This window comes from Providencia sp. PROV197 (assembly GCF_028479625.1).
Lineage (GTDB): Bacteria > Pseudomonadota > Gammaproteobacteria > Enterobacterales > Enterobacteriaceae > Providencia > Providencia vermicola.
On the sequence record NZ_JAMPNZ010000030.1, the window covers coordinates 22218 to 42924 of the forward strand.

Annotated in this window: 15 protein-coding genes; 8 read left to right on the forward strand and 7 right to left on the reverse strand. The window is 41.9% G+C overall.

All coding sequences use genetic code 11. The annotated features are described in order from the left end of the window. Window positions 1-47 precede the first annotated feature (47 nt). Entirely contained in the window at window positions 48-878 is an 831-nt protein-coding gene (fdhD, locus tag PR808_RS16905; protein ID WP_272539758.1) for a formate dehydrogenase accessory sulfurtransferase FdhD, read from the forward strand. A 198-nt stretch (window positions 879-1076) separates the two neighbouring features. Here fdhD and PR808_RS16910 read toward each other — a convergent pair whose 3' ends face one another. The 6 genes from PR808_RS16910 to rpmH form a co-directional block, all read right to left on the reverse strand. Then, complete coding sequence (locus PR808_RS16910; RefSeq protein ID WP_206085634.1) at window positions 1077-2747, reverse strand: trypsin-like serine peptidase; 1671 nt, start codon at window positions 2745-2747, stop codon at window positions 1077-1079. Between the two features lie 462 nt (window positions 2748-3209). Then, window positions 3210-4574 carry a tRNA uridine-5-carboxymethylaminomethyl(34) synthesis GTPase MnmE gene (mnmE, locus tag PR808_RS16915; protein ID WP_225820440.1) on the reverse strand — a complete coding sequence of 455 codons (1365 nt, stop codon included), beginning with the start codon at window positions 4572-4574 and terminating at the stop codon, window positions 3210-3212. Window positions 4575-4689: 115 nt separating this feature from the next. After that, window positions 4690-6339 (reverse strand): membrane protein insertase YidC, encoded by a 1650-nt coding sequence (gene yidC, locus PR808_RS16920; RefSeq protein ID WP_206085629.1) that lies wholly within the window; start codon window positions 6337-6339, stop codon window positions 4690-4692. A gap of 2 nt (window positions 6340-6341) precedes the next feature. Next, window positions 6342-6602 (reverse strand): membrane protein insertion efficiency factor YidD, encoded by a 261-nt coding sequence (gene yidD / locus PR808_RS16925; protein ID WP_036959180.1) that lies wholly within the window; start codon window positions 6600-6602, stop codon window positions 6342-6344. Beyond that, window positions 6566-6925 (reverse strand): ribonuclease P protein component, encoded by a 360-nt coding sequence (gene rnpA, locus PR808_RS16930; protein WP_004906229.1) that lies wholly within the window; start codon window positions 6923-6925, stop codon window positions 6566-6568. Before rnpA ends, yidD begins: the two co-directional genes overlap by 37 nt. Before the next feature lie 21 nt (window positions 6926-6946). Then, window positions 6947-7090, reverse strand: a complete 144-nt coding sequence (rpmH, locus tag PR808_RS16935) for a 50S ribosomal protein L34 (protein ID WP_004906236.1) — start codon at window positions 7088-7090, stop codon at window positions 6947-6949. 759 nt (window positions 7091-7849) lie between these two features. Between rpmH and dnaA the strand changes: the two genes are divergently transcribed. The 7 genes from dnaA to PR808_RS16970 all read left to right on the forward strand — a co-directional run bounded on the left by dnaA (window position 7850) and on the right by PR808_RS16970 (window position 19321). Continuing rightward, on the forward strand, window positions 7850-9241 hold the full coding sequence (gene dnaA, locus PR808_RS16940) for a chromosomal replication initiator protein DnaA (RefSeq protein ID WP_206085627.1): 1392 nt from the start codon (window positions 7850-7852) through the stop codon (window positions 9239-9241). 5 nt (window positions 9242-9246) lie between these two features. Further along, window positions 9247-10347 (forward strand): DNA polymerase III subunit beta, encoded by a 1101-nt coding sequence (gene dnaN, locus PR808_RS16945; RefSeq protein ID WP_206085625.1) that lies wholly within the window; start codon window positions 9247-9249, stop codon window positions 10345-10347. A 9-nt stretch (window positions 10348-10356) separates the two neighbouring features. Continuing rightward, the gene (recF, locus tag PR808_RS16950; RefSeq protein WP_206085623.1) at window positions 10357-11451 is read left to right on the forward strand and encodes a DNA replication/repair protein RecF; all 1095 of its coding nucleotides are present in this window, start codon (window positions 10357-10359) and stop codon (window positions 11449-11451) included. An 18-nt stretch (window positions 11452-11469) separates the two neighbouring features. Next, window positions 11470-13884 (forward strand): DNA topoisomerase (ATP-hydrolyzing) subunit B, encoded by a 2415-nt coding sequence (gene gyrB, locus PR808_RS16955; RefSeq protein WP_206085621.1) that lies wholly within the window; start codon window positions 11470-11472, stop codon window positions 13882-13884. A 299-nt stretch (window positions 13885-14183) separates the two neighbouring features. Then, window positions 14184-17081 carry an autotransporter domain-containing protein gene (locus tag PR808_RS16960; RefSeq protein ID WP_272539759.1) on the forward strand — a complete coding sequence of 966 codons (2898 nt, stop codon included), beginning with the start codon at window positions 14184-14186 and terminating at the stop codon, window positions 17079-17081. Between the two features lie 243 nt (window positions 17082-17324). Further along, on the forward strand, window positions 17325-18905 hold the full coding sequence (locus tag PR808_RS16965) for a phosphoethanolamine transferase (RefSeq protein WP_272539760.1): 1581 nt from the start codon (window positions 17325-17327) through the stop codon (window positions 18903-18905). A gap of 68 nt (window positions 18906-18973) precedes the next feature. Continuing rightward, the gene (locus PR808_RS16970) at window positions 18974-19321 is read left to right on the forward strand and encodes a DUF1622 domain-containing protein (RefSeq protein ID WP_206085608.1); all 348 of its coding nucleotides are present in this window, start codon (window positions 18974-18976) and stop codon (window positions 19319-19321) included. A 77-nt stretch (window positions 19322-19398) separates the two neighbouring features. On the opposite strand, the gene asd is transcribed toward PR808_RS16970, so the two are convergent. Beyond that, entirely contained in the window at window positions 19399-20505 is a 1107-nt protein-coding gene (gene asd / locus PR808_RS16975; RefSeq protein WP_206085606.1) for an aspartate-semialdehyde dehydrogenase, read from the reverse strand. Window positions 20506-20707: the final 202 nt, after the last annotated feature.

Sequence of the window (20707 nt, forward strand, 5' to 3'; positions counted from 1 at the left end):
TTACCCATAATTAATATTATGTATCATTAATGCTAGGAATTCATCTAATGTATGAAACAAATACTACAAATGACTCCCAAATCACCCAAATGATTGGCTTAAACAGCACAATTGTGCAACAAAAAGGCAACCTTGATTCACCAGTGAAAGATTACGTTGCAGAAGAATATCCTGTTGCATTAGTGTTCAATGGCATATCCCATGTGGTAATGATGGCAACCCCAAAAGATCTTGAGGATTTCGCTGTCGGGTTCTCACTTTCGGAAGGCATAATACAGTCCAGTGATGAAATTCGTGGAATTGATATCGTTGAAGGCTGCAATCGGGGCATTGAAGTTCACGTGGAATTATCTAGCCGCCGCTTTATGGAACTCAAAGAACGTCGTCGTAATTTAGCAGGCCGCACAGGCTGTGGTATTTGTGGTACAGAGCAGCTTGATGAAATCTTTAAGCCTATCTCTCCCCTACCTTTCAGCCAAACCTTCTCTCTCTCGCATCTTGATAATGCATTGCATGAATTGAAAAAAGTACAGGAAATTGGCGCACTAACAGGCTGTACCCATGCCGCTGCATGGATATCCCCAGAAGGTCAATTAGTCGGTGGTTGTGAAGATGTCGGCCGTCATGTGGCTCTTGATAAACTACTGGGAATGAAAAGCCGTCATCACTGGCAACAAGGAGCTGTTTTGGTTTCCAGCCGTGCCAGTTATGAAATGGTGCAAAAAGCCGCAAGCTGCGGCGCGGAAATTCTGTTTGCTGTTTCCGCCGCGACCGCACTTGCCATCGAAGTAGCAGAGAAAGCCAATTTAACCTTAGTGGGTTTTTGCCGCCAAGGTAAAGCGACGGTGTTTACCCATGGTAGCCGTATTACGGATTAACGTGTTGAGCCTGAAAGTGAATGCAGCACCCCACCCACAAACAAGAAAGGGATTAATAGCAGATTAAAACGCTCACATTCGAACTTGGCCTTAATAAACAGTGCATACACTAAATTTCAGCTAATACACTGGATGGCAATATTGATTTACTAAACACCTTAATTCATTCAAATACAGAGAAATATTAAATCACGGCAGTTATTCAGACTGCAAAGAGACCTTAATTAAAATGTTTTTGCTGGGTTCCCCTTGCCATGATTTTGCCTGCAACGGAATGATCCCTTCATAAACACTATTTTCTAATACAAGGTGTGGGTTATCTTTAGGAAAGTATTCCAATACTAGCCGAGAGAATTTATTCTGGGAAGCACATGAAGCAGCCGTATTCATTGAGTTCGTAGCGCACTCTGTTTGGCGAGAAGCTCTGAAATTAACAAGGACTTCATCACCTAATGAATTCTTTAACAGCCCCTTTACCTGTGAGTATGCTTTTTCAATCCAGACCAAAGACAGTGGCCCCTGCCCGCGATACAACGCAACAAACCCATAATAATCATTGCCATTTACCGTGTAGCTTGTCGCATTTTTTTTATCTTGGCTAAGGTTCAATGCTAACATTTCAGCACTTTCGATATCAAATGGGGCCACATAAGGATCATATCTATCATAAATCAACCGGATAACGTGATTTTTAATATTTTGATTATCATTAGATATTTTGAATGCAATCCAACATTTCACTAATTTTTCTGCTTCAATGTCAAAATGATAGAACTTTAAGAACACATCTCCTGTGATCTCATCATCATGGAGATGTGTTTGATGCCCCTCTTTCACTACACTTGCTTTAAATGACAACGGGAATATCTCATGAGTCACTAAATCAATAGCATCAACATACATTATTGAATAATTTTCATAGTCTTCAATTTTCACCGTATCAAAAGGAATAATACTACTCCCTTCATTCAGTGATATCGGTATTAATGTTTCTAACGCATTAATGGGATTTAGTTCCAGGTTGGTTGATGCAACATGACCAAGCCCAATAACGGATATATTGCTATTTCCAATCAACCCGCCTAATTCAGCATTCAAATTTTGAACTGCGACACCCACATTGACAGTCCCGCCCCCCCAATGTAATCCAATAATTTGATTACTGGCTCTTGATATAACTGGAGAACCTGATGATCCCCCTTGGGTATCAGCATTATGAACTATTTTATTGCCATTATTTTCAACGTTTAATATCTCAGCAAATTTGCCATTTTTTATATCGCCAATATGCATTGGGCGTAAACCACCATCACCATATTGTGGAATATAAATATTCTCGCCTTTAACCGGATTACTTTGGCTTAATGCTAGCCCACCAAATAATGCTTTCACATTAGAATTTAAATAGTCAAATTCATCTAAGGTAAATAATGCATAATCATTATCGCTAGCGCTGATCCCCCGCTTTAATACCCTGCCCGGCTTTAAACGAACAGGTTCAGTCACTGCGGATGTCGAACTACAAGTCTCATTAAACCAATTAAACCATATTTCGCCATTGATTAAATTAGGATCACTTTCGACAACATGGTTATTAGTGAGAACATGGTTTTCACTACCAATTAAGGAACAAGACCCCCATCCACCAATACGTGCAGCTGCACTTGATAACGCATACTCCGCAATTGTGCTTCCTTCATAACACATATAAGGTTTTCGTTCGTCTTGGCCGATAATCACCCTTGAGTGATTATCGTGCTCAATCGAATCTAGGAAAAACGAAAAAACATTTTCTACATCAGTGAGTAATGGTAATCTAACACGAATATTAACGCCGCTACTCGGGATCGTCATTATCGCCTCATTCATCTGATAAAAACTTTCTCGCTGTATAACGCTATCCCCATATTCAAATTCAACATAACTATTTTTAGGTAAATTAATATGTGAGAAATACAACTTTAAAAAATTCGAATTAGTGCGTTCGAAAAAAAAGGTATGAAGCTTTTCTTTGCTATTTTTTTTAATAATATCAATATTAATTTTTTCATTAACACTTTTTACATCATATATTTCCATCATTGAGCCCTTTATTTAAAATTTAAATTACAGGGTTAATGATAGTTTTTTTATTCATGTAAAAAATAACATAAAAATTAATATTGTTTTTTATTATTTAATTAAAATAAAAATAATAGGGTAAATAACAATTTTAGTAGTGATTTAATATTCAAAAGTGAATGATGACTTATATGTAATGCGTTGCTCAGCTGTTTTTAGGTCAGGTATCAGCACGAATTCAATAATCGGCTGATACCCTCTCAGATTTTACTATTTTCCAATACAGAAACTGGAGAAAATACGGCCTAATAAATCATCAGAGGTAAATTCACCTGTAATTTCACTCAGTTCTTGCTGAGCCAAACGCAGCTCTTCGGCCAGTAATTCACCGGAGCGAGCATTCACTAACTGGTCATATCCCTGTTCTAGGTGAACGGCCGCTGCATTCAGTGCTTGTAAATGGCGGCTACGAGCAAGGAACCCACCTTCGGTATTACTGTTAAAGCCAATGGCCTCTTTCAGATGATCGCGCAGCAAATCGATACCTTTTTCTTCACGAGCAGACAAACGAATCAATGGGTAACGCGTATCATCGATAAACTCAACAGGTTCCCCCGTCATATCTGCTTTATTGCGGATCACCGTAACAGGCAGTTCAGCTGGTAATCGTGCCATAAATTCAGGCCAAATTTCTTGTGGTTCCGTGGCATTGGTTGTGGTGCTATCCACCATAAACAACACATGGTCAGCTTGTTCAATCTCTTTCCATGCGCGCTCGATACCAATACGCTCAACTTCATCACTGGCTTCGCGCAGACCTGCGGTATCAATGATATGCAGTGGCATCCCATCAATATGAATATGTTCACGCAGTACATCACGCGTGGTCCCCGCAATATCGGTTACAATTGCGGCTTCACGACCTGCTAATGCATTAAGCAAACTGGACTTCCCTGCATTTGGACGCCCAGCAATCACCACCTTCATTCCTTCACGCAACAAACTGCCTTGGCGAGCTTGGGAACGAACCTGCTCTAAATCCGCCACAACTTCATTAAGTTTGGCTTCAATTTTACCGTCAGAAAGGAAATCAATTTCTTCATCAGGGAAATCAATCGCGGCTTCCACATAGATGCGTAAGTGAGTGAGTGCTTCCACCAATTGGTGGATATGGGAAGAAAATGCGCCTTGTAATGAATTCATTGCTGAACGTGCCGCTTGCTCAGAACTGGCGTCAATTAAGTCGGCGATCGCTTCGGCTTGGGCTAAATCGAGCTTATCATTTAAAAATGCGCGCTCAGAAAACTCTCCAGGATTTGCGATACGAATACCATCGATAGCTAGAATTCTTCTCAGTAATAGGTCAAGGATGACCGGGCCACCATGCCCTTGTAGCTCAAGAACATCTTCCCCTGTAAAGGAGTTGGGGCCAGGAAAATAAATCGCAATACCTTGATCAAGAACAGCGCCTTCCACATCACGAAAAGGGAGATAATCCGCATAACGCGGCTTAGGAAGTTTCCCCAATACGGTTTCAGCAACCAGTGCCGCCTTCGGGCCTGATACACGTAAAATACCGACACCACCACGACCGGGAGGTGTTGCCTGTGCGATGATAGTATCGTTAATCAGCATGATGTTTCTCTGTCTTTGACTTTTTGAAAAGAATAAGGCGACCTTATCTGGTCGCCTTAATACTACTATAGAATCCCGCTTTGTGAAGCCATTCTCATCTTACTGAGAACCGAGATTATTTTTTCTCTTTTTTATCGCGACTGTGCAGACCACGTTTTTCCAAGCCACGGTAAATCACTTGTTGCTGGATGATGGTTACTAAGTTACTCACGATATAATACAGTACCAGACCTGATGGGAACCACAGGAAGAAGATAGTGAACACGACTGGCATGTACGTCATAATCTTCTGCTGCATTGGGTCAGTGACTGCTGTTGGTGACATTTTCTGGATAACAAACATCGTCACACCCATCAATACTGGCAGGATGTAGTACGGGTCTTGTGCAGACAAGTCTTGGATCCAACCGAAGAACGGTGCATGACGCAGTTCAACAGAACCCATCAACATGTAGTAAAGTGCAAGGAAAATAGGCATTTGGATAAGCAGCGGTAAACAACCACCCAGTGGGTTTACTTTTTCTGCTTTATACATCGCCATCATTTCTTGGCTCATACGCTGTTTATCATCACCAATACGCTCACGCATTGCCGCCAGTTTTGGTTGCAGTAAACGCATTTTCGCCATGGAGGTGTACTGCGCTTTAGTCAGCGGATACATGATACCACGAACGATAAAGGTGATAACGATGATGGCAATACCCCAGTTACCCACGAAACCGTGAATAAATTTCAGCAATTTAAACAATGGCTGAGAGATAAACCATAACCAACCGTAATCAACAGTTAAGTCTAAGTGTGGTGCAACTGCTGCCATCTCAGACTGAATTTCTGGGCCAACCCATAACGTTGATGAATAAGTACCTGCGCCATTTGCGGCAATCGTCATTGGTTCACTCTTATAACCAATGATGGCAGATTTTTTATCAAGGTCGATGGTGTAGAACGTGCTTTTCTCTGCGCTTGCAGGGATCCAAGCTGTCGCAAAGTATTGTTGCAACATCGCAACCCAACCGCCTTTCGTTGTCAGGCTCAGGTTTTTATCTTCGATGTCTCCAAAGCTATATTTTTTATAGTTGTTTTCATCGGAAGAATACGCCGCACCGCGGTATGTGTGCAGAGCAAAGTTGCTGCTCCCTGTATCACGTTCTTTTGGTAATTCGATAGTTTGTTTTAACTGACCGAAAAACGCCAACGTTAGCGGCTGTGCTGTAGGGTTTTGGATGCTGTATTCAACTTCAACCGTATATTGACCGCGTTTTACAATGTACGTTTTTTGGTAAACAACGCCGTTGTTATCCGTAAATGACATTGGTACACGTAATACGTCTTGGCCGTTCGCTAATGTGAAAGTTGCAGAATCTGCAGAGTATAGCGGACGTTCACCGTTATTATTTGCTGGGTTGTCTGGGCCATGAGGGCCAATCAAACCACTTTGTGCCTGGTAGACAAAGCCTGGGTTAGTTTCCAGTAAACGGAAAGGGTCTTCCGAATGAAGGGTCGCAGGATAGGCTAACAGGTCAGCCTCATCGATATCACCACCACGAGTATTGATGCGAATATCCAGTACATCCGTTTTAACGGTGATGAGCTTACCTTGCCCACTGCTAGTTACTGCTTGGGCATCACTGCTTGGCATATCCGCTTGTTGCGAAGTTTGAACAGTTTTAACGTCCTGAGCAACTTTATCGCTCTCCCAGGCCTGCCAAACTAAGAACGACACGAACAACAAAGCGATGAGTAGAAGATTGCGTTGCGAATCCATCGTTATAATTCTCTATTATCATCAGTTTTTCTGGGTGGGACAGGATCATCTCCACCAGCGTGTAAAGGGTGGCATTTTAATACGCGTTTCGCCGTTAACCAACTCCCTTTTAGCATACCAAACCTGCGCAATGCCTCAATTCCGTAATTTGAACAAGTAGGATTGAAGCGACAACGAGGCCCTAACAACGGGCTAATCGCCAGTTGGTAGCCTCTGATCAGCATGATCAGGATTTTTGAGCCAAGCGACGGTGACGACGCCATAACTTATCCAATGCTTCCGTGATCTGTTGATTGTCGAGATTGGCAACCCCTTTCCTTACCAATACCACAAAGTCCATTGAAGGCAACTCGTGTTGATGCAGACGAAAGTATTCACGCGCTAATCGCTTAATACGATTTCGCTCATGAGCTCGTTTAACATTTTTTTTGGCGATGGTAAGACCGATGCGGGGATGCCCCAGCTCGTTTAGGCGACCAAGGATTGTTATCTCTGGGGAACTCGCCCTCTGCGGCTGCTTAAAGACATTATCGAAATGCCTGGGAGTTAACAAGCGTAACTCCCGGGTAAAAGCGAGCGTAACCACTGGAATAGAGGGCTAGCTTTATTACTTAGATGAAACGGTCAGACGAGCGCGGCCTTTAGCACGACGGCGAGCCAGGACCTGACGACCATTTTTAGTGGCCATACGAGCACGGAAACCGTGTGAACGGTTGCGCTTCAGTACGGACGGTTGAAAAGTGCGTTTCATAACGATTTCTACCTAACTTTAAAATTTATTACTGATTCAGTAAACGCGTTGGCAACCAGTGGAAACTGATTTACACCTGTGCCTCTATCGCAACAATATAGAAAGAGGCAGGATTGTAATAAAACATAGGGGGTCACGTCAATAAAATGACGCAATCAAACCACTTTTATTTATAGCCTGGCTGACCGGTTTGCCGACATATGCTGTGACAGTCAACTCATGATTCTATTTTCATACTGACTGACAACCTGCTTTTCGTCTGTATTCAAGTCTAACGTTAACGCGAGAACAGAACGCAGAACCCAACAAGTATACCTCAGTTTCGTGTAAAAACCACATCAGCACTGTGCACAGGGAGGAAGATTATACGGACTCCACCCTAAAGCGCAAGGATCTTCCCGCGATCTAAAAATATTTTTTGATCTTAAGGAATATTTTCACTAAATCGTCTAGAGTTATCCCCAGCCATGTGGAAAAACGAACAAAAATTCAAGTAGCCCAGCTAACTTCTTCCTTATAGGCGATGCCTTATCACATTTACCTGTGGATAAAAAGCATAAAAACTGTGTAAAAGAATGAAGATCTCTGGTGAATTTTGCGGTATGATCGCAGGTCTATTCTGATCCACAGATCAGCAATATGCGGAGAGTTAAAGTTAATCTAAAACCACTCTGAGTCGTTTTAAAAATGGCTCTTAGAAAATTCTGTGTTTAAATCCGTACTTCTTTGTTCCATTGACCTTGTTTAGGGGAGCCCAACGTGTCACTTTCGCTTTGGCAGCAATGTCTTGCCCGATTGCAGGATGAACTACCTGCCACAGAATTCAGTATGTGGATACGCCCCCTTCAAGCTGAATTAAACGATAATACATTGGCACTTTATGCCCCAAATCGTTTCGTTCTCGACTGGGTTAGGGATAAATACATCAATAATATCAATGAATTATTGAATGATTTTTGTGGTTCTGACGCACCTGCACTACACTTTGAAGTAGGCAATAAACCGATTACCGTCGCGCCGGCAGCCCCCCAAGCACGTACCATTCATGAAGTACCTGCTTTTGCCGTACCGTCAGCCCCCGTTAAACCGAGTTGGGACAACTCAGCCAAAGTACAACCTGATGTCGCTTATCGTTCTAATGTGAATCCTAAGCATACATTTGATAACTTTGTTGAAGGTAAATCGAACCAATTGGCTCGCGCAGCAGCGAGGCAAGTGGCTGAAAATCCAGGTGGCGCCTATAATCCATTATTCCTTTATGGTGGAACAGGTTTAGGTAAAACCCACTTATTACATGCTGTAGGTAACAGCATCATGCAGCATAAGGCCAATGCACGTGTCGTTTACATGCACTCTGAACGTTTTGTTCAAGATATGGTCAAAGCTTTACAGAACAACGCGATTGAAGAATTCAAGCGCTATTACCGTTCTGTCGATGCATTATTAATTGATGATATTCAATTTTTTGCCAATAAAGAGCGCTCACAGGAAGAATTTTTCCATACGTTTAACGCATTACTTGAAGGCAATCAGCAAATTATTTTAACATCCGACCGCTATCCGAAAGAAATCAACGGGGTGGAAGATCGCTTAAAATCACGCTTTGGTTGGGGCTTAACCGTCGCTATTGAACCACCTGAACTGGAAACGCGTGTGGCGATCTTAATGAAAAAAGCAGATGAAAATGAAATCCAACTTCCAGGTGAAGTGGCCTTTTTCATCGCAAAACGCCTGCGTTCGAACGTCCGTGAATTGGAAGGCGCGTTAAATCGTGTGATTGCCAACGCAAACTTTACTGGCCGCGCGATTACTATCGATTTTGTCAGAGAAGCACTGCGTGACCTATTAGCACTACAAGAAAAGCTGGTAACTATTGATAATATTCAGAAAACAGTTGCTGAGTATTATAAAATTAAAGTAGCAGATTTACTTTCAAAACGCCGTTCTCGTTCTGTCGCACGTCCGCGTCAGATGGCAATGGCACTAGCGAAAGAGCTAACTAACCATAGTTTACCTGAAATCGGGGATGCCTTTGGCGGCCGTGACCATACCACGGTGTTACACGCTTGTCGTAAAATTGAACAGTTACGAGAAGAAAGCCATGACATCAAAGAAGATTTTTCTAATTTAATCAGAACATTATCATCTTAATTGCTATGAAATTTATAATAGAACGCGAGCAGTTATTAAAACCGTTGCAACAGGTTAGTGGTCCTTTAGGTGGGCGTCCAACTCTGCCTATTTTAGGTAACCTTTTATTACAGGTAAAAGAAGGCACCCTCCAACTCACTGGAACCGACCTTGAAATGGAGATGATGGCCAATGTCACCCTAACTGGGGAACATGAAGTTGGCGCAACAACGGTGCCCGCACGCAAATTTTTCGATATTTGGCGTGGATTACCTGAGGGTTCTGAAATTCATGTAGAGCTCAATGATGACAGACTGCTCGTCCGTTCTGGTCGTAGCCGCTTCTCATTATCGACGCTGCCTGCGGCTGATTTTCCAAACTTGGATGATTGGCAAAGCGAGGTTGAGTTTTCTCTTCCGCAATCAATACTGAAACGTTTAATTGAAGCGACTCAGTTTTCAATGGCGCACCAAGATGTCCGTTATTACCTCAACGGCATGTTATTTGAAACTGAAGACCAAATGCTCAGAACCGTTTCAACCGATGGCCACCGTTTGGCTGTTTGCGCGATGGATATTGGTCAATCACTGCCATCCCACTCTGTCATTGTTCCACGTAAAGGCGTGATTGAGTTAATGCGTTTATTAGATGGTGGCGATGCACCTCTGCAATTGCAAATTGGCAGCAATAATATTCGAGCCCATGTTGGCGATTTTATTTTCACCTCTAAATTGGTGGATGGTCGTTTCCCTGATTACCGCCGCGTATTACCGAAAAACCCAGACAAAACATTAGAAGCGCGTTGTGATTTACTTAAACAAGCGTTTTCTCGCGCGGCAATTTTATCAAATGAAAAATTCCGCGGTGTCCGTCTGTATTTTAGCGAAAACCAATTGCGCATCACGGCGAATAACCCAGAGCAAGAGGAAGCCGAAGAAATCGTTGACGTGAGCTATCAAGGCACTGAAATGGAAATCGGCTTTAACGTCAGTTACATTTTAGATGTCCTTAACGCACTGAAAAGTGAAAATGTACAGCTGCTGCTAACTGATGCAACTTCTAGCGTACAAATTGAAGATGCCGACAGCAAAGCCGCTGTTTATGTCGTCATGCCAATGCGTTTGTAATCGGTATTTATGATCCTTTCGCGTTTATTGATCCGCGATTTTCGAAATATAGAAAATGCGGATCTCTCCTTAGCCAATGGGTTTAATTTTCTCATTGGCCCAAATGGGAGCGGTAAAACCAGTATATTGGAAGCAATATACACCTTAGGCCATGGCCGTGCATTTCGCAGCATTCAAGCGAACCGCGTTATACGCCATGAGCAAGAACAATTTATTCTTCATGGTAAACTTAGCCACTTAGATGAAACGCGTAACGACCTTTCATTAGGCTTAAGCAAAAACCGCGAAGGTGACAGTAAAGTCCGAATTGACGGAACAGATGGCCATAAAATAGCTGAATTAGCAAAATTATTGCCGATGCAGTTAATTACCCCTGAAGGTTTTACCTTACTCAATGGTGGCCCTAAATATCGACGCGCTTTCATTGATTGGGGCTGTTTTCACAATGACCCACTGTTTTTCTCTGTTTGGTCAGATTTAAAACGGTTATTAAAGCAGCGAAATGCCGCTTTACGGCAAGTCACTCGTTATGAGCAAATTCGCCATTGGGATGCTCAGTTAGCACCGCTTTCAGAGCAGATAAGCCAATGGCGCCAAGACTATATTTCTGGCATCGCTGAAAATATAGAGCAGACTTGCCAACAGTTTTTACCCGAATTTTCATTATCCGTTTCCTTCCAACGCGGCTGGGATAAAGAAATTGATTATTCAGAACAACTAGAACGCCAATTTGAGCGTGATAGAGCACTAACCTATACCGCTTCAGGGCCACATAAAGCGGACTTGCGTATCAGAGCCAATGGTACACCCGTTGAAGATATGCTATCACGGGGACAGCTCAAGCTGTTGATGTGTGCACTTAGGTTAGCGCAGGGTGAGTTTTTCACCCGTCAGAGCGGGCAGCAATGCCTGTATCTGCTGGATGATTTTGCCTCCGAACTCGATGCGGGCCGCCGTCAATTATTGGCAGCTCGCCTCAAAGCTACGCAAGCACAGGTGTTTGTCAGTGCCATTACACCCGAGCAAGTTAATGATATGATAGATGCAAATAGCAAGATGTTTAGCGTAGAACATGGCAAAATAGAAGTTCAACCTCAGAAATAGAAAGAGCAGGAAACGTTGATGTCGAATACATATGACTCCTCAAGTATCAAGGTATTAAAAGGACTGGATGCGGTGCGTAAGCGCCCGGGCATGTATATCGGTGATACAGACGATGGAACAGGTCTTCATCACATGGTTTTCGAGGTTGTCGACAATGCTATCGACGAAGCCCTCGCAGGCTTTTGTGACGATATCGTTATCACTATCCATGCCGATAACTCTATCTCCGTACAGGATGATGGACGTGGTATCCCAACGGGTATCCACGAAGAAGAAGGTGTCTCTGCCGCAGAAGTCATCATGACCGTTCTGCACGCAGGGGGTAAATTCGATGATAACTCCTATAAAGTTTCCGGCGGATTGCACGGTGTCGGGGTATCGGTTGTTAACGCCTTATCTGAAAAATTAGAATTAGTTATCAAACGTGATGGCAAAGTTCACGAACAAATCTACAAACACGGTGAGCCACAAGGCCCTCTGTCCGTTGTTGGTGAAACTGACCAAACAGGGACACGCGTCCGCTTTTGGCCAAGCATGGATACCTTTAAAGGCATCACTGAGTTCGAATATGATATATTAGCGAAGCGTTTACGTGAGTTATCCTTCTTAAACTCGGGCGTTTCTATCAGACTCATTGATAAACGTGATGGCAAAGAAGACCACTTCCATTATGAAGGCGGTATTAAAGCTTTTGTTGAATACTTAAGCCGTAATAAAACCCCTATCCACCCTTCTGTCTTTTATTTCTCAACCGAAAAAGACGGTATTGGTGTTGAAGTGTCAATGCAGTGGAATGATGGTTTCCAAGAAAACGTTTACTGCTTTACCAATAACATTCCACAACGCGATGGTGGTACTCACCTTGCAGGTTTCCGTGCCGCGATGACGCGTACACTAAACAACTACATGGAAAAAGAAGGTTATCAGAAGAAAAGCAAAGTCAACGCAACAGGTGACGATGCCCGTGAAGGTCTGATTGCTGTTATTTCTGTGAAGGTACCTGATCCTAAATTCTCATCACAAACCAAAGAAAAACTGGTGTCATCCGAAGTGAAAACTGCGGTTGAAACGATGATGAATGAGAAACTGGTTGAGTATTTACTGGAAAACCCAAATGACGCCAAAATTGTCGTTGGGAAAATTATTGATGCCGCACGCGCACGTGAAGCAGCACGTAAAGCTCGTGAAATGACTCGTCGTAAAGGCGCATTAGATTTAGCAGGCTTACCAGGTAAACTGGCTGACTGCCAAGAACGCGACCCTGCATTATCCGAACTGTACCTTGTGGAAGGGGACTCTGCGGGCGGCTCTGCAAAACAGGGGCGTAACCGTAAAAACCAGGCCATCCTACCTCTGAAAGGTAAAATTCTTAACGTTGAAAAAGCGCGTTTTGATAAAATGCTTTCTTCTCAGGAAGTTGCAACCCTGATTACCGCATTAGGTTGTGGTATCGGTCGCGATGAATATAACCCAGACAAACTGCGTTATCACAGCATCATCATCATGACGGATGCGGACGTCGATGGTTCTCACATCCGTACGTTACTGTTGACCTTCTTCTATCGTCAAATGCCTGAAATTGTTGAGCGCGGCCATATCTTTATTGCTCAACCACCACTGTATAAAGTGAAACGTGGTAAACAAGAACAGTACATTAAAGATGACGATGCAATGGACGATTACCTAATTTCTATCGCCCTTGATGGTGCTGAGCTGCATTTAAGCGCTGAAGCACCCGCCATGAAAGGTGAAGAGCTTGAGAAACTGGTTGTCGAATATAATGCAGCTCACCGCATTATCCGTCGTCTTGAGCGTCTTTACCCGCAAGCACTGCTTAACAGCTTGGTCTATCAGTCAACACTCACCGAAGATGACTTAAAAGACAGCGCAAAAGTCGAAGAATGGGCTGCTACGTTAGTTAAACGCTTAGAAGATAACGAACAATTTGGTAGCACCTACAGCTACACAATTACCGAAAATCGTGAGCGCCAGCTATTCGAACCCACTATTCGTATCCGTACCCATGGTGTTGATACCGACTACAATTTAGACTTCGATTTTGTTCACGGCAGCGAATACCGTCGTATCACGCACTTAGGTGACTTAATCAGTGGCTTAATTGAAGAAGGCGCTTATATCCAGCGTGGCGAACGCCGCCAAGATATCAGTAATTTCGAAGAAGCACTGGCTTGGTTGACTCGTGAATCCCGTCGTGGCCTATACGTACAGCGTTATAAAGGTCTTGGTGAAATGAACCCTGAACAACTTTGGGAAACCACCATGAACCCAGAAACCCGCCGTATGATGCGTGTGACAGTGAAAGACGCAATCGCAACTGACCTACTATTCACCACGTTAATGGGTGATGCCGTAGAGCCACGTCGTGCATTTATCGAAGAAAACGCCTTAAAAGCAGCCAATATCGATATCTAATTATTCTGTTGGTTGAATAAAATTCAATAACCCCATACGAAAGTCTGGGGTTATTTTTTATGAAAAATTTTTATAACGATTATCTTATTTCCACGATTTAATTAAATTTATAATAAAAGAATAAAAAAACAACCCCCATCAATAAGAAGCAATTTTACTCACAAGACAACAATTAAAAATAAAACTTAACACTTTAATTAGTATGACTTTTTTATTACAAATAACTGTCATAAAAAATAAATATATTATCAATAAACTCCGCCAAATGAAAAATCACTAATAGCATTAGCGGGGTTACAATGAGAAAATTTTTTATTTCAGCGTCACTAACTTTATTACCATTCATATTCACGAATACTCTAACAGCAAAAACTCATGTTTTAGAATTAGAGGAAAATATTATTGATATCAGAAGTACATGGCTTGAGGATATTAAAAACAATGTTATTAATAGCACACCTAAAGAAGGCAGTGCAGTTGCTGAGCAAGATAGGCTTATTAGTCGTGAATACACCAGTATCACTGGGGAAAGGAAAAAATTAGCGCTCGCAGATAAATCCCAAGACTCGGGTTATTTATTTAACAGTTACCAAACCATACTGTTTGGTGAACATGATATTAATATAAGAGACCATAAACAATATCAAGAAATCAATTTATTACATAATACAAGTACCCGTGCTTATGACGAAAAAAAACAACGTACACGGTCGATTGATTTTATTCTTAAAGACCACTTTAAACGCGGTCGCCCTTACCAAGTCTTGGATGACGATGGTCATTATATTGCTGAATATTCAAAAATACAGGGCTCATCTTACCCAAGTGGCCATACGTGGAATGGTTTCAAACAAGCCGCAGTATTAGCGATGATTTTTCCCGAAAAAGGCAGCGAAATGTTCAACCGAGCAATTGAATATGGTGAAAGCCGCGTGATTGTTGGCGCACACTTTGCCACCGATACTATCGCTTCTCGTGTCGGTAATTATTATTTATTATCACAACTACTGTCTGATGAAAAAAACACCAAATTCATTGTTGAATCCGCAAAAAATATCCGTAAAGATATTTCATCATCATGTCCAAATAACCAAAAAAACTGCTTAACAGTATCTAGCCCTATCACCAATGAGCATATCGGCTATTATGGAAAAGAAAACACCCAAAATACGGCTAATATCGAGCCTAAAAATATCCCTAAAACTGCCAGTTATTTACTTCGATTACGTTTCCCTTACCTAAATAATAAACAATGGAATAATATTTTAGCCAGCACGGCATACCCAAGCCATTCAATTGCTGGGTGGAATATCAAAGAAAATGATCCCAATACTTATTGGGGGTTAATTAACTTACCTGCTGCTTATCAAGGCCCCGCTTATTTATATGAAAACTTGGTTGTTAATCAAGAAACTAATGATTTGGATATCGCTAATTTTGGCGAGTTAGATGAATGGAAAAATAATATTCAAGGCGTTGGAAAATTAATTAAAAATGGCCATGGAACCCTCGTATTATCCGGCAACAATACTTTTGCAGGTCTCACCGTCAATCAAGGCCACTTAGTGTTAGCAGGCGAAAATAAATATTTGCAAAAATCCCATATTAATGGCGGCAAAGTGACCCTTAAAAAAAACTTAGACTCCGCAATTGATATTAATAAAGGAACCTTGGATCTCGAAGGGGGGCAGGTCGGAGCCCCAGTTAATATTCATCATCAGGGTTTACTGACGGGCAACGGTAGCATTCAACAATTAACCGCCAACCAAGGCGCTGCAGTTGCTCCAGGTCATTCTATTGGTACAATTAACATTGTTGATTCAATAACTTTTGCGCCTGATAGCCACTATTTGGTGGAAATCACCCCTGAAGGTAATAACGATAAAATCATTAGCCAAGGCAGCGCTTCATTAAAAGGCGGTATCGTCACCGTCTCATTTGAAAACCAAAACGAGCCTCTCTCTAAGCTCGATATTAACCGCTTGTTTGGTACTCAATATACGATCCTTAGCGCTCAAAAAGGGGTTAATGGCCAATTCGATACCGTTTTACCTAATTATCAGTTTATTGGAACCACGCTGAATTACGCCCCGAAAGAGGTCACACTTAAAATAGGGCGTAATAATACCCCATTTTCCAGTGCGGCTACCACGCCAAATCAAAAAGCTGCCGCTAACGCTATTGATAGGCTTCCGATAAGCCACCCTCTGTATGAACAAACGTTAAAAAGTCGCTCAAAGCAGGAGGCTCAAACCCTATTTAGTGATGTAACCGGGCAAATATATGCTGACGTATTATCAAACCAATTAAATGATAGCCGTCAAATTAAAGAGGCCGTACTGCAACAAGCTCGCTTATCTGAATCATTAAATAGCGAAGACAAAGGTAATGTGTGGATTAACATGCTATACGACTGGGATAAAACCACGGGTGATAGCAATGCGACAGGGTATAAATCATCAAGCTATGGTCTATTACTCGGTGCAAACCGACGTTTTATTAATGATAAAATGACATTCGGCATCGCCGCAGGTTTTAGCCAAAGTTCATTATCTAATCACCTAGACCAAGGTCACAGTAATAACTACCATGCCGCTATTTATGGTAGTGCAGTATGGCAACCGATCGCCGTTCGTTCAGGGCTTAGCCATACTTCACACCTCGTTCACACTGAACGCGCAATCAGTGATGGCACAAGTCACTCCGCGAATTATTATACCAATACCCACCAAGCGTTTATTGAAATGGCCTATCCGATTAACACCCGTTGGATGAACCTTGAACCATTCACCAACTTCACTTATATCAACACAACGAATTATGCTATCAATGAGCACATCAACAACACCTCTTTGCAAGCAGGTAAACAGTATATTGGCTCTCGTTTATCGACAATAGGGCTGCGTCTTGATAACCAGTGGAAAGTCGGTAATGAGTCAAATATCGGTCTACATGGTGAACTTAACTGGCAATATCAATATGGCAACTTGAATAGAGGGGTCAAATTGAATTTTTCTGATACGACGAGCGCATTTACGATACATAGTGCCCCAGCAGCACGCCATGGCGTCGCGTTAAAAGTCGGTACAAATATCAATATAAAAGAAAATACTAAGCTATCAATTAACTACAATAAATTTTTATCTGGGCATTATCACGATAACAATATTGATGCCAAAGTTACGATCGCTTTTTAACCCTGTTTATTCTCCCCCGCTTATGGCGGGGGTTGTTCCACACTGCCAAGGCAGACACTCACCATGACTAAACATCACAAGATTTTACAGTTTTTTACGCCATGATTTTGATTATCTTATCTTTTTTTATGTTATAAACGAATAACAGCCAAAGTTAACTAAATGTTAATTTATAAACTTATGATTTTTAATTTATCCACATAACTTAAGGCAAGGCCAAAAACAGATAAAAAGAGCACCCTAATGCGCCAACTTATTATTCCAATTTATGCGTTATTGATATCTATCATTCCTATATTTTTCAGTGGGGATGTTAGCCTTATTGCAGACATTGCGATTGTGATTTCAGGTACCCTGATACTACTGCTTTGCGCTGGCGTCTATCGGTTTCTTCTTGGCAAGGTATTTACTGTTTTTGTTTCGCTCTTGTGGGCACTCAATTTATCCGTCTCATTCTTCTTTTATCAAAAACACGATATCCGCTTCTCTTCTTCTATCGCAGAAACCTTTATCAATACCAATAGCAGTGAGACGGTGGGAATGCTTTCCTACAATATTGGCTATGTGATTTTCTATCTATTTGTTTTTACTTTATATTTATCAAGTATTCATCTATGTGCAAAATATATGAATCGCCGTACCGCCGCGATAAGCTTGGCACTCCTTTGCGGTTATCTACTAGCCATCCCAGCCTATTACGCATCACTGTTTAGTAAGCCTGATAGCGCATTATTAATCACTGAAAAATACTTACTGAATACACCGTTCTACAATGCCGCAGCGCTAGTCAAAAATTTATATGAAAACCGCGGGATCAAGAAAATATCGTCCCAGAAAGTTTCGTTTAATTATCAGAAAAAAAACTCTGAAACCCAAATCTATGTGCTTGTCATTGGGGAATCGCTACGTCGTGACCATATGAGTTTCTACGGCTATCAGTATGATACAACACCTAATTTGAATAATCGGAAACCCCAAATTTTTGCGTTTCAACAAGCCTATTCCCCCGCGCCTGTCACCATCTTGTCGGTTCCTATTTCATTGTCTAACATCCGTTTTGAGCAGATGCAGGACAAATCACATTATGCAGACAATATTATTTCATTAGCGAATCACGCGGGTTTTAAAACGTATTGGATCAGCAATCAGGGCAAAACGAACAAACGTACCAGTATTATTTCTGCAATTGCTTCGATGTCACAACAGAAAGCTTGGAACGAATTTGTTGGCTATGATGAAGAACTGCAAGATGATTTCCGTGATGCTCTCAATGACCCAACCGATAAACAAAAGCTCATCGTTTTACATACCTATGGGAGCCATGAACCTGCTTGTAACCGGTTTCCTGAAGACGAGCTAAAAACATTTAGTGGCCAAGAAGATGACGATTGCTACGACAGTTCAATTGCTTATACCGATAAATTTATCGAAAACCTTATGCAGCAACTCGAAGGTAAACCTGCGACTTTGATGTACTATTCAGATCACGCATTACAACGCTTAGACAGTGATAACACTATTCACTACCACCATGGTGTTAATAACCCAAGAAAAGAGGCCTATGAAATTCCCTTATTAATTTGGTACAGCCAAAGTGCTAGTAAGCCAACAGTAAATACAACACATTTACACGCCCCTTATTCCACAGCAAATAATTATTGGCTAATCAGTGATTGGCTTGGTATACAACAGCGCGCGTCTCAAGCTTGCTTATCACCTCTGCGCGCATGTTACCAACCAAGCGATAATATTCAGGTAATTGACGGTAACCGAAATTTATTATCCATTAATCAATTACCAACAGAAACGGTCGACCCACAATAAAACTCGATATTTTGCCAATCTTTGCTCATAGTTAGCGCATTGAGTTTCATCTAAATATCGAGGCTTGTATGTTCGAATTAACTTTTTTACGTGAGTTATTAGGCTCTAGCGTTCATGTACTTCAATTACTGTTAGAAACCATTTCTGTCATCTGTGTGATTATTGGTTTAATCAAAACATTAATTGTATGGTTTCGCGTTAAAATAGCGCGTACCGCACGTTATTGCTTTGGTGATTGGTTAGCCACCGCATTAGAGTTTCAGTTAGCAGCGGATATTTTAGCTACCACCGTTGACCCTGATTTAGATAGCCTGATCAAATTAGGTATCATCGCCGTGATCAGGACGTTCCTAAACTATTTCTTAGCAAAAGAATTAGAACACCAGCCACAACAACATCCCCAAAAAATACAATAAATTACCAAGCCCTTTTAACGAAAAAGCCTACACAATGTTCATGTGTAGGCTTGATAAAACACGGTATTAGTTTGTCATTACAGTAAGATTCTCAACATACGGCGCAGCGGTTCAGCGGCGCCCCATAACAGTTGGTCACCGACAGTAAAGGCAGATAAATACTCTGGGCCCATATTCAGTTTACGCAGGCGCCCTACTGGCGTGCTTAGTGTGCCTGTAACTGCTGCGGGTGTTAGCTCACGCATTGTAATTTCACGGTCATTCGGCACCACTTTCACCCAGTCATTATGGGAAGCCAACAGCTGTTCAACCTCGTTTAATGGAATATCTTTTTTCAGTTTTAAAGTGAAAGCTTGGCTATGACAACGCAGTGCACCAATACGAACACATAAACCATCCACTGGAATGATGTTATTACCCGTTGCTAAAATTTTGTTGGTTTCTGCTTGGCCTTTCCATTCTTCGCGACTTTGCCCATTTTCTAACGCTTTATCAATCCACGGGATCAAGCTGCCTGCTAATGGCACACCGAAGGCATCTGTTGGCATTGTGCCACTACGGGTAAAGTCGGTGACTTTTTTCTCGATATCTAAAATTGCAGATGCAGGGTCTTGCAGCTCTTTTGCGACTTGCGTGTGTAATGACCCCATTTGAGCTAAAAGTTCACGCATATTACGAGCACCCGCACCCGATGCCGCTTGGTAAGTGGCAACAGATGCCCATTCAACCAAATTATTGGTGAATAAGCCGCCCAGAGACATCAACATCAAACTCACTGTACAGTTACCACCAACAAAGGTCTTAATGCCTTTATTTAAACCATCTTGGATGTGTTGGTTGTTCACTGGGTCAAGGATGATAATCGCATCGTCTTTCATACGTAATGAAGATGCTGCGTCAATCCAGTAGCCATTCCAGCCTGACTCACGAAGTTTAGGATAAACTTCATTGGTATAATCGCCGCCTTGGCAGCTAATGATGATATCCAATGCTTTTAAAGCATCAATATCAAAGGCATCCTGTAAAACACCACGATGACCACCGTAAACCGGTGCTTCAGCGCCATGTTGTGAGGTCGTAAAGAAAACAGGATGAATCGCATCAAAATCACGTTCTTCGACCATTCTCTGCATCAATACTGAGCCGACCATTCCTCGCCAGCCAACAAACCCTACATTTTTCATTTTTATTCACCCTGTTTGTTTAATTTTTACCAAGAAATTTCCAGTTCCAGCTCCATTGGCGTCAATGCGGCCATTTTTTAATCATTCATTCGGCATTCACGGAAGTTGAAGCTCGAAATTTTTCGGATGTATTAAACCTGACAAAATATGAACCGGTGTGCAAGTGAATTTCATCACTATTAGCAGGATGATTAGTAATAAA

Coding starts and splice junctions, on each gene's coding strand:
- fdhD (WP_272539758.1), top strand. CDS start 48: ATGTATGAAACAAATACTACAAATGACTCCCAAATCACCCAAATGATT.
- PR808_RS16910 (WP_206085634.1), bottom strand. CDS start 2,747: ATGAATGAGGCGATAATGACGATCCCGAGTAGCGGCGTTAATATTCGT.
- mnmE (WP_225820440.1), bottom strand. CDS start 4,574: ATGCTGATTAACGATACTATCATCGCACAGGCAACACCTCCCGGTCGT.
- yidC (WP_206085629.1), bottom strand. CDS start 6,339: ATGGATTCGCAACGCAATCTTCTACTCATCGCTTTGTTGTTCGTGTCG.
- yidD (WP_036959180.1), bottom strand. CDS start 6,602: ATGGCGTCGTCACCGTCGCTTGGCTCAAAAATCCTGATCATGCTGATC.
- rpmH (WP_004906236.1), bottom strand. CDS start 7,090: ATGAAACGCACTTTTCAACCGTCCGTACTGAAGCGCAACCGTTCACAC.
- dnaN (WP_206085625.1), top strand. CDS start 9,247: ATGAAATTTATAATAGAACGCGAGCAGTTATTAAAACCGTTGCAACAG.
- recF (WP_206085623.1), top strand. CDS start 10,357: ATGATCCTTTCGCGTTTATTGATCCGCGATTTTCGAAATATAGAAAAT.
- gyrB (WP_206085621.1), top strand. CDS start 11,470: ATGTCGAATACATATGACTCCTCAAGTATCAAGGTATTAAAAGGACTG.
- PR808_RS16960 (WP_272539759.1), top strand. CDS start 14,184: ATGAGAAAATTTTTTATTTCAGCGTCACTAACTTTATTACCATTCATA.
- PR808_RS16965 (WP_272539760.1), top strand. CDS start 17,325: ATGCGCCAACTTATTATTCCAATTTATGCGTTATTGATATCTATCATT.
- PR808_RS16970 (WP_206085608.1), top strand. CDS start 18,974: ATGTTCGAATTAACTTTTTTACGTGAGTTATTAGGCTCTAGCGTTCAT.
- asd (WP_206085606.1), bottom strand. CDS start 20,505: ATGAAAAATGTAGGGTTTGTTGGCTGGCGAGGAATGGTCGGCTCAGTA.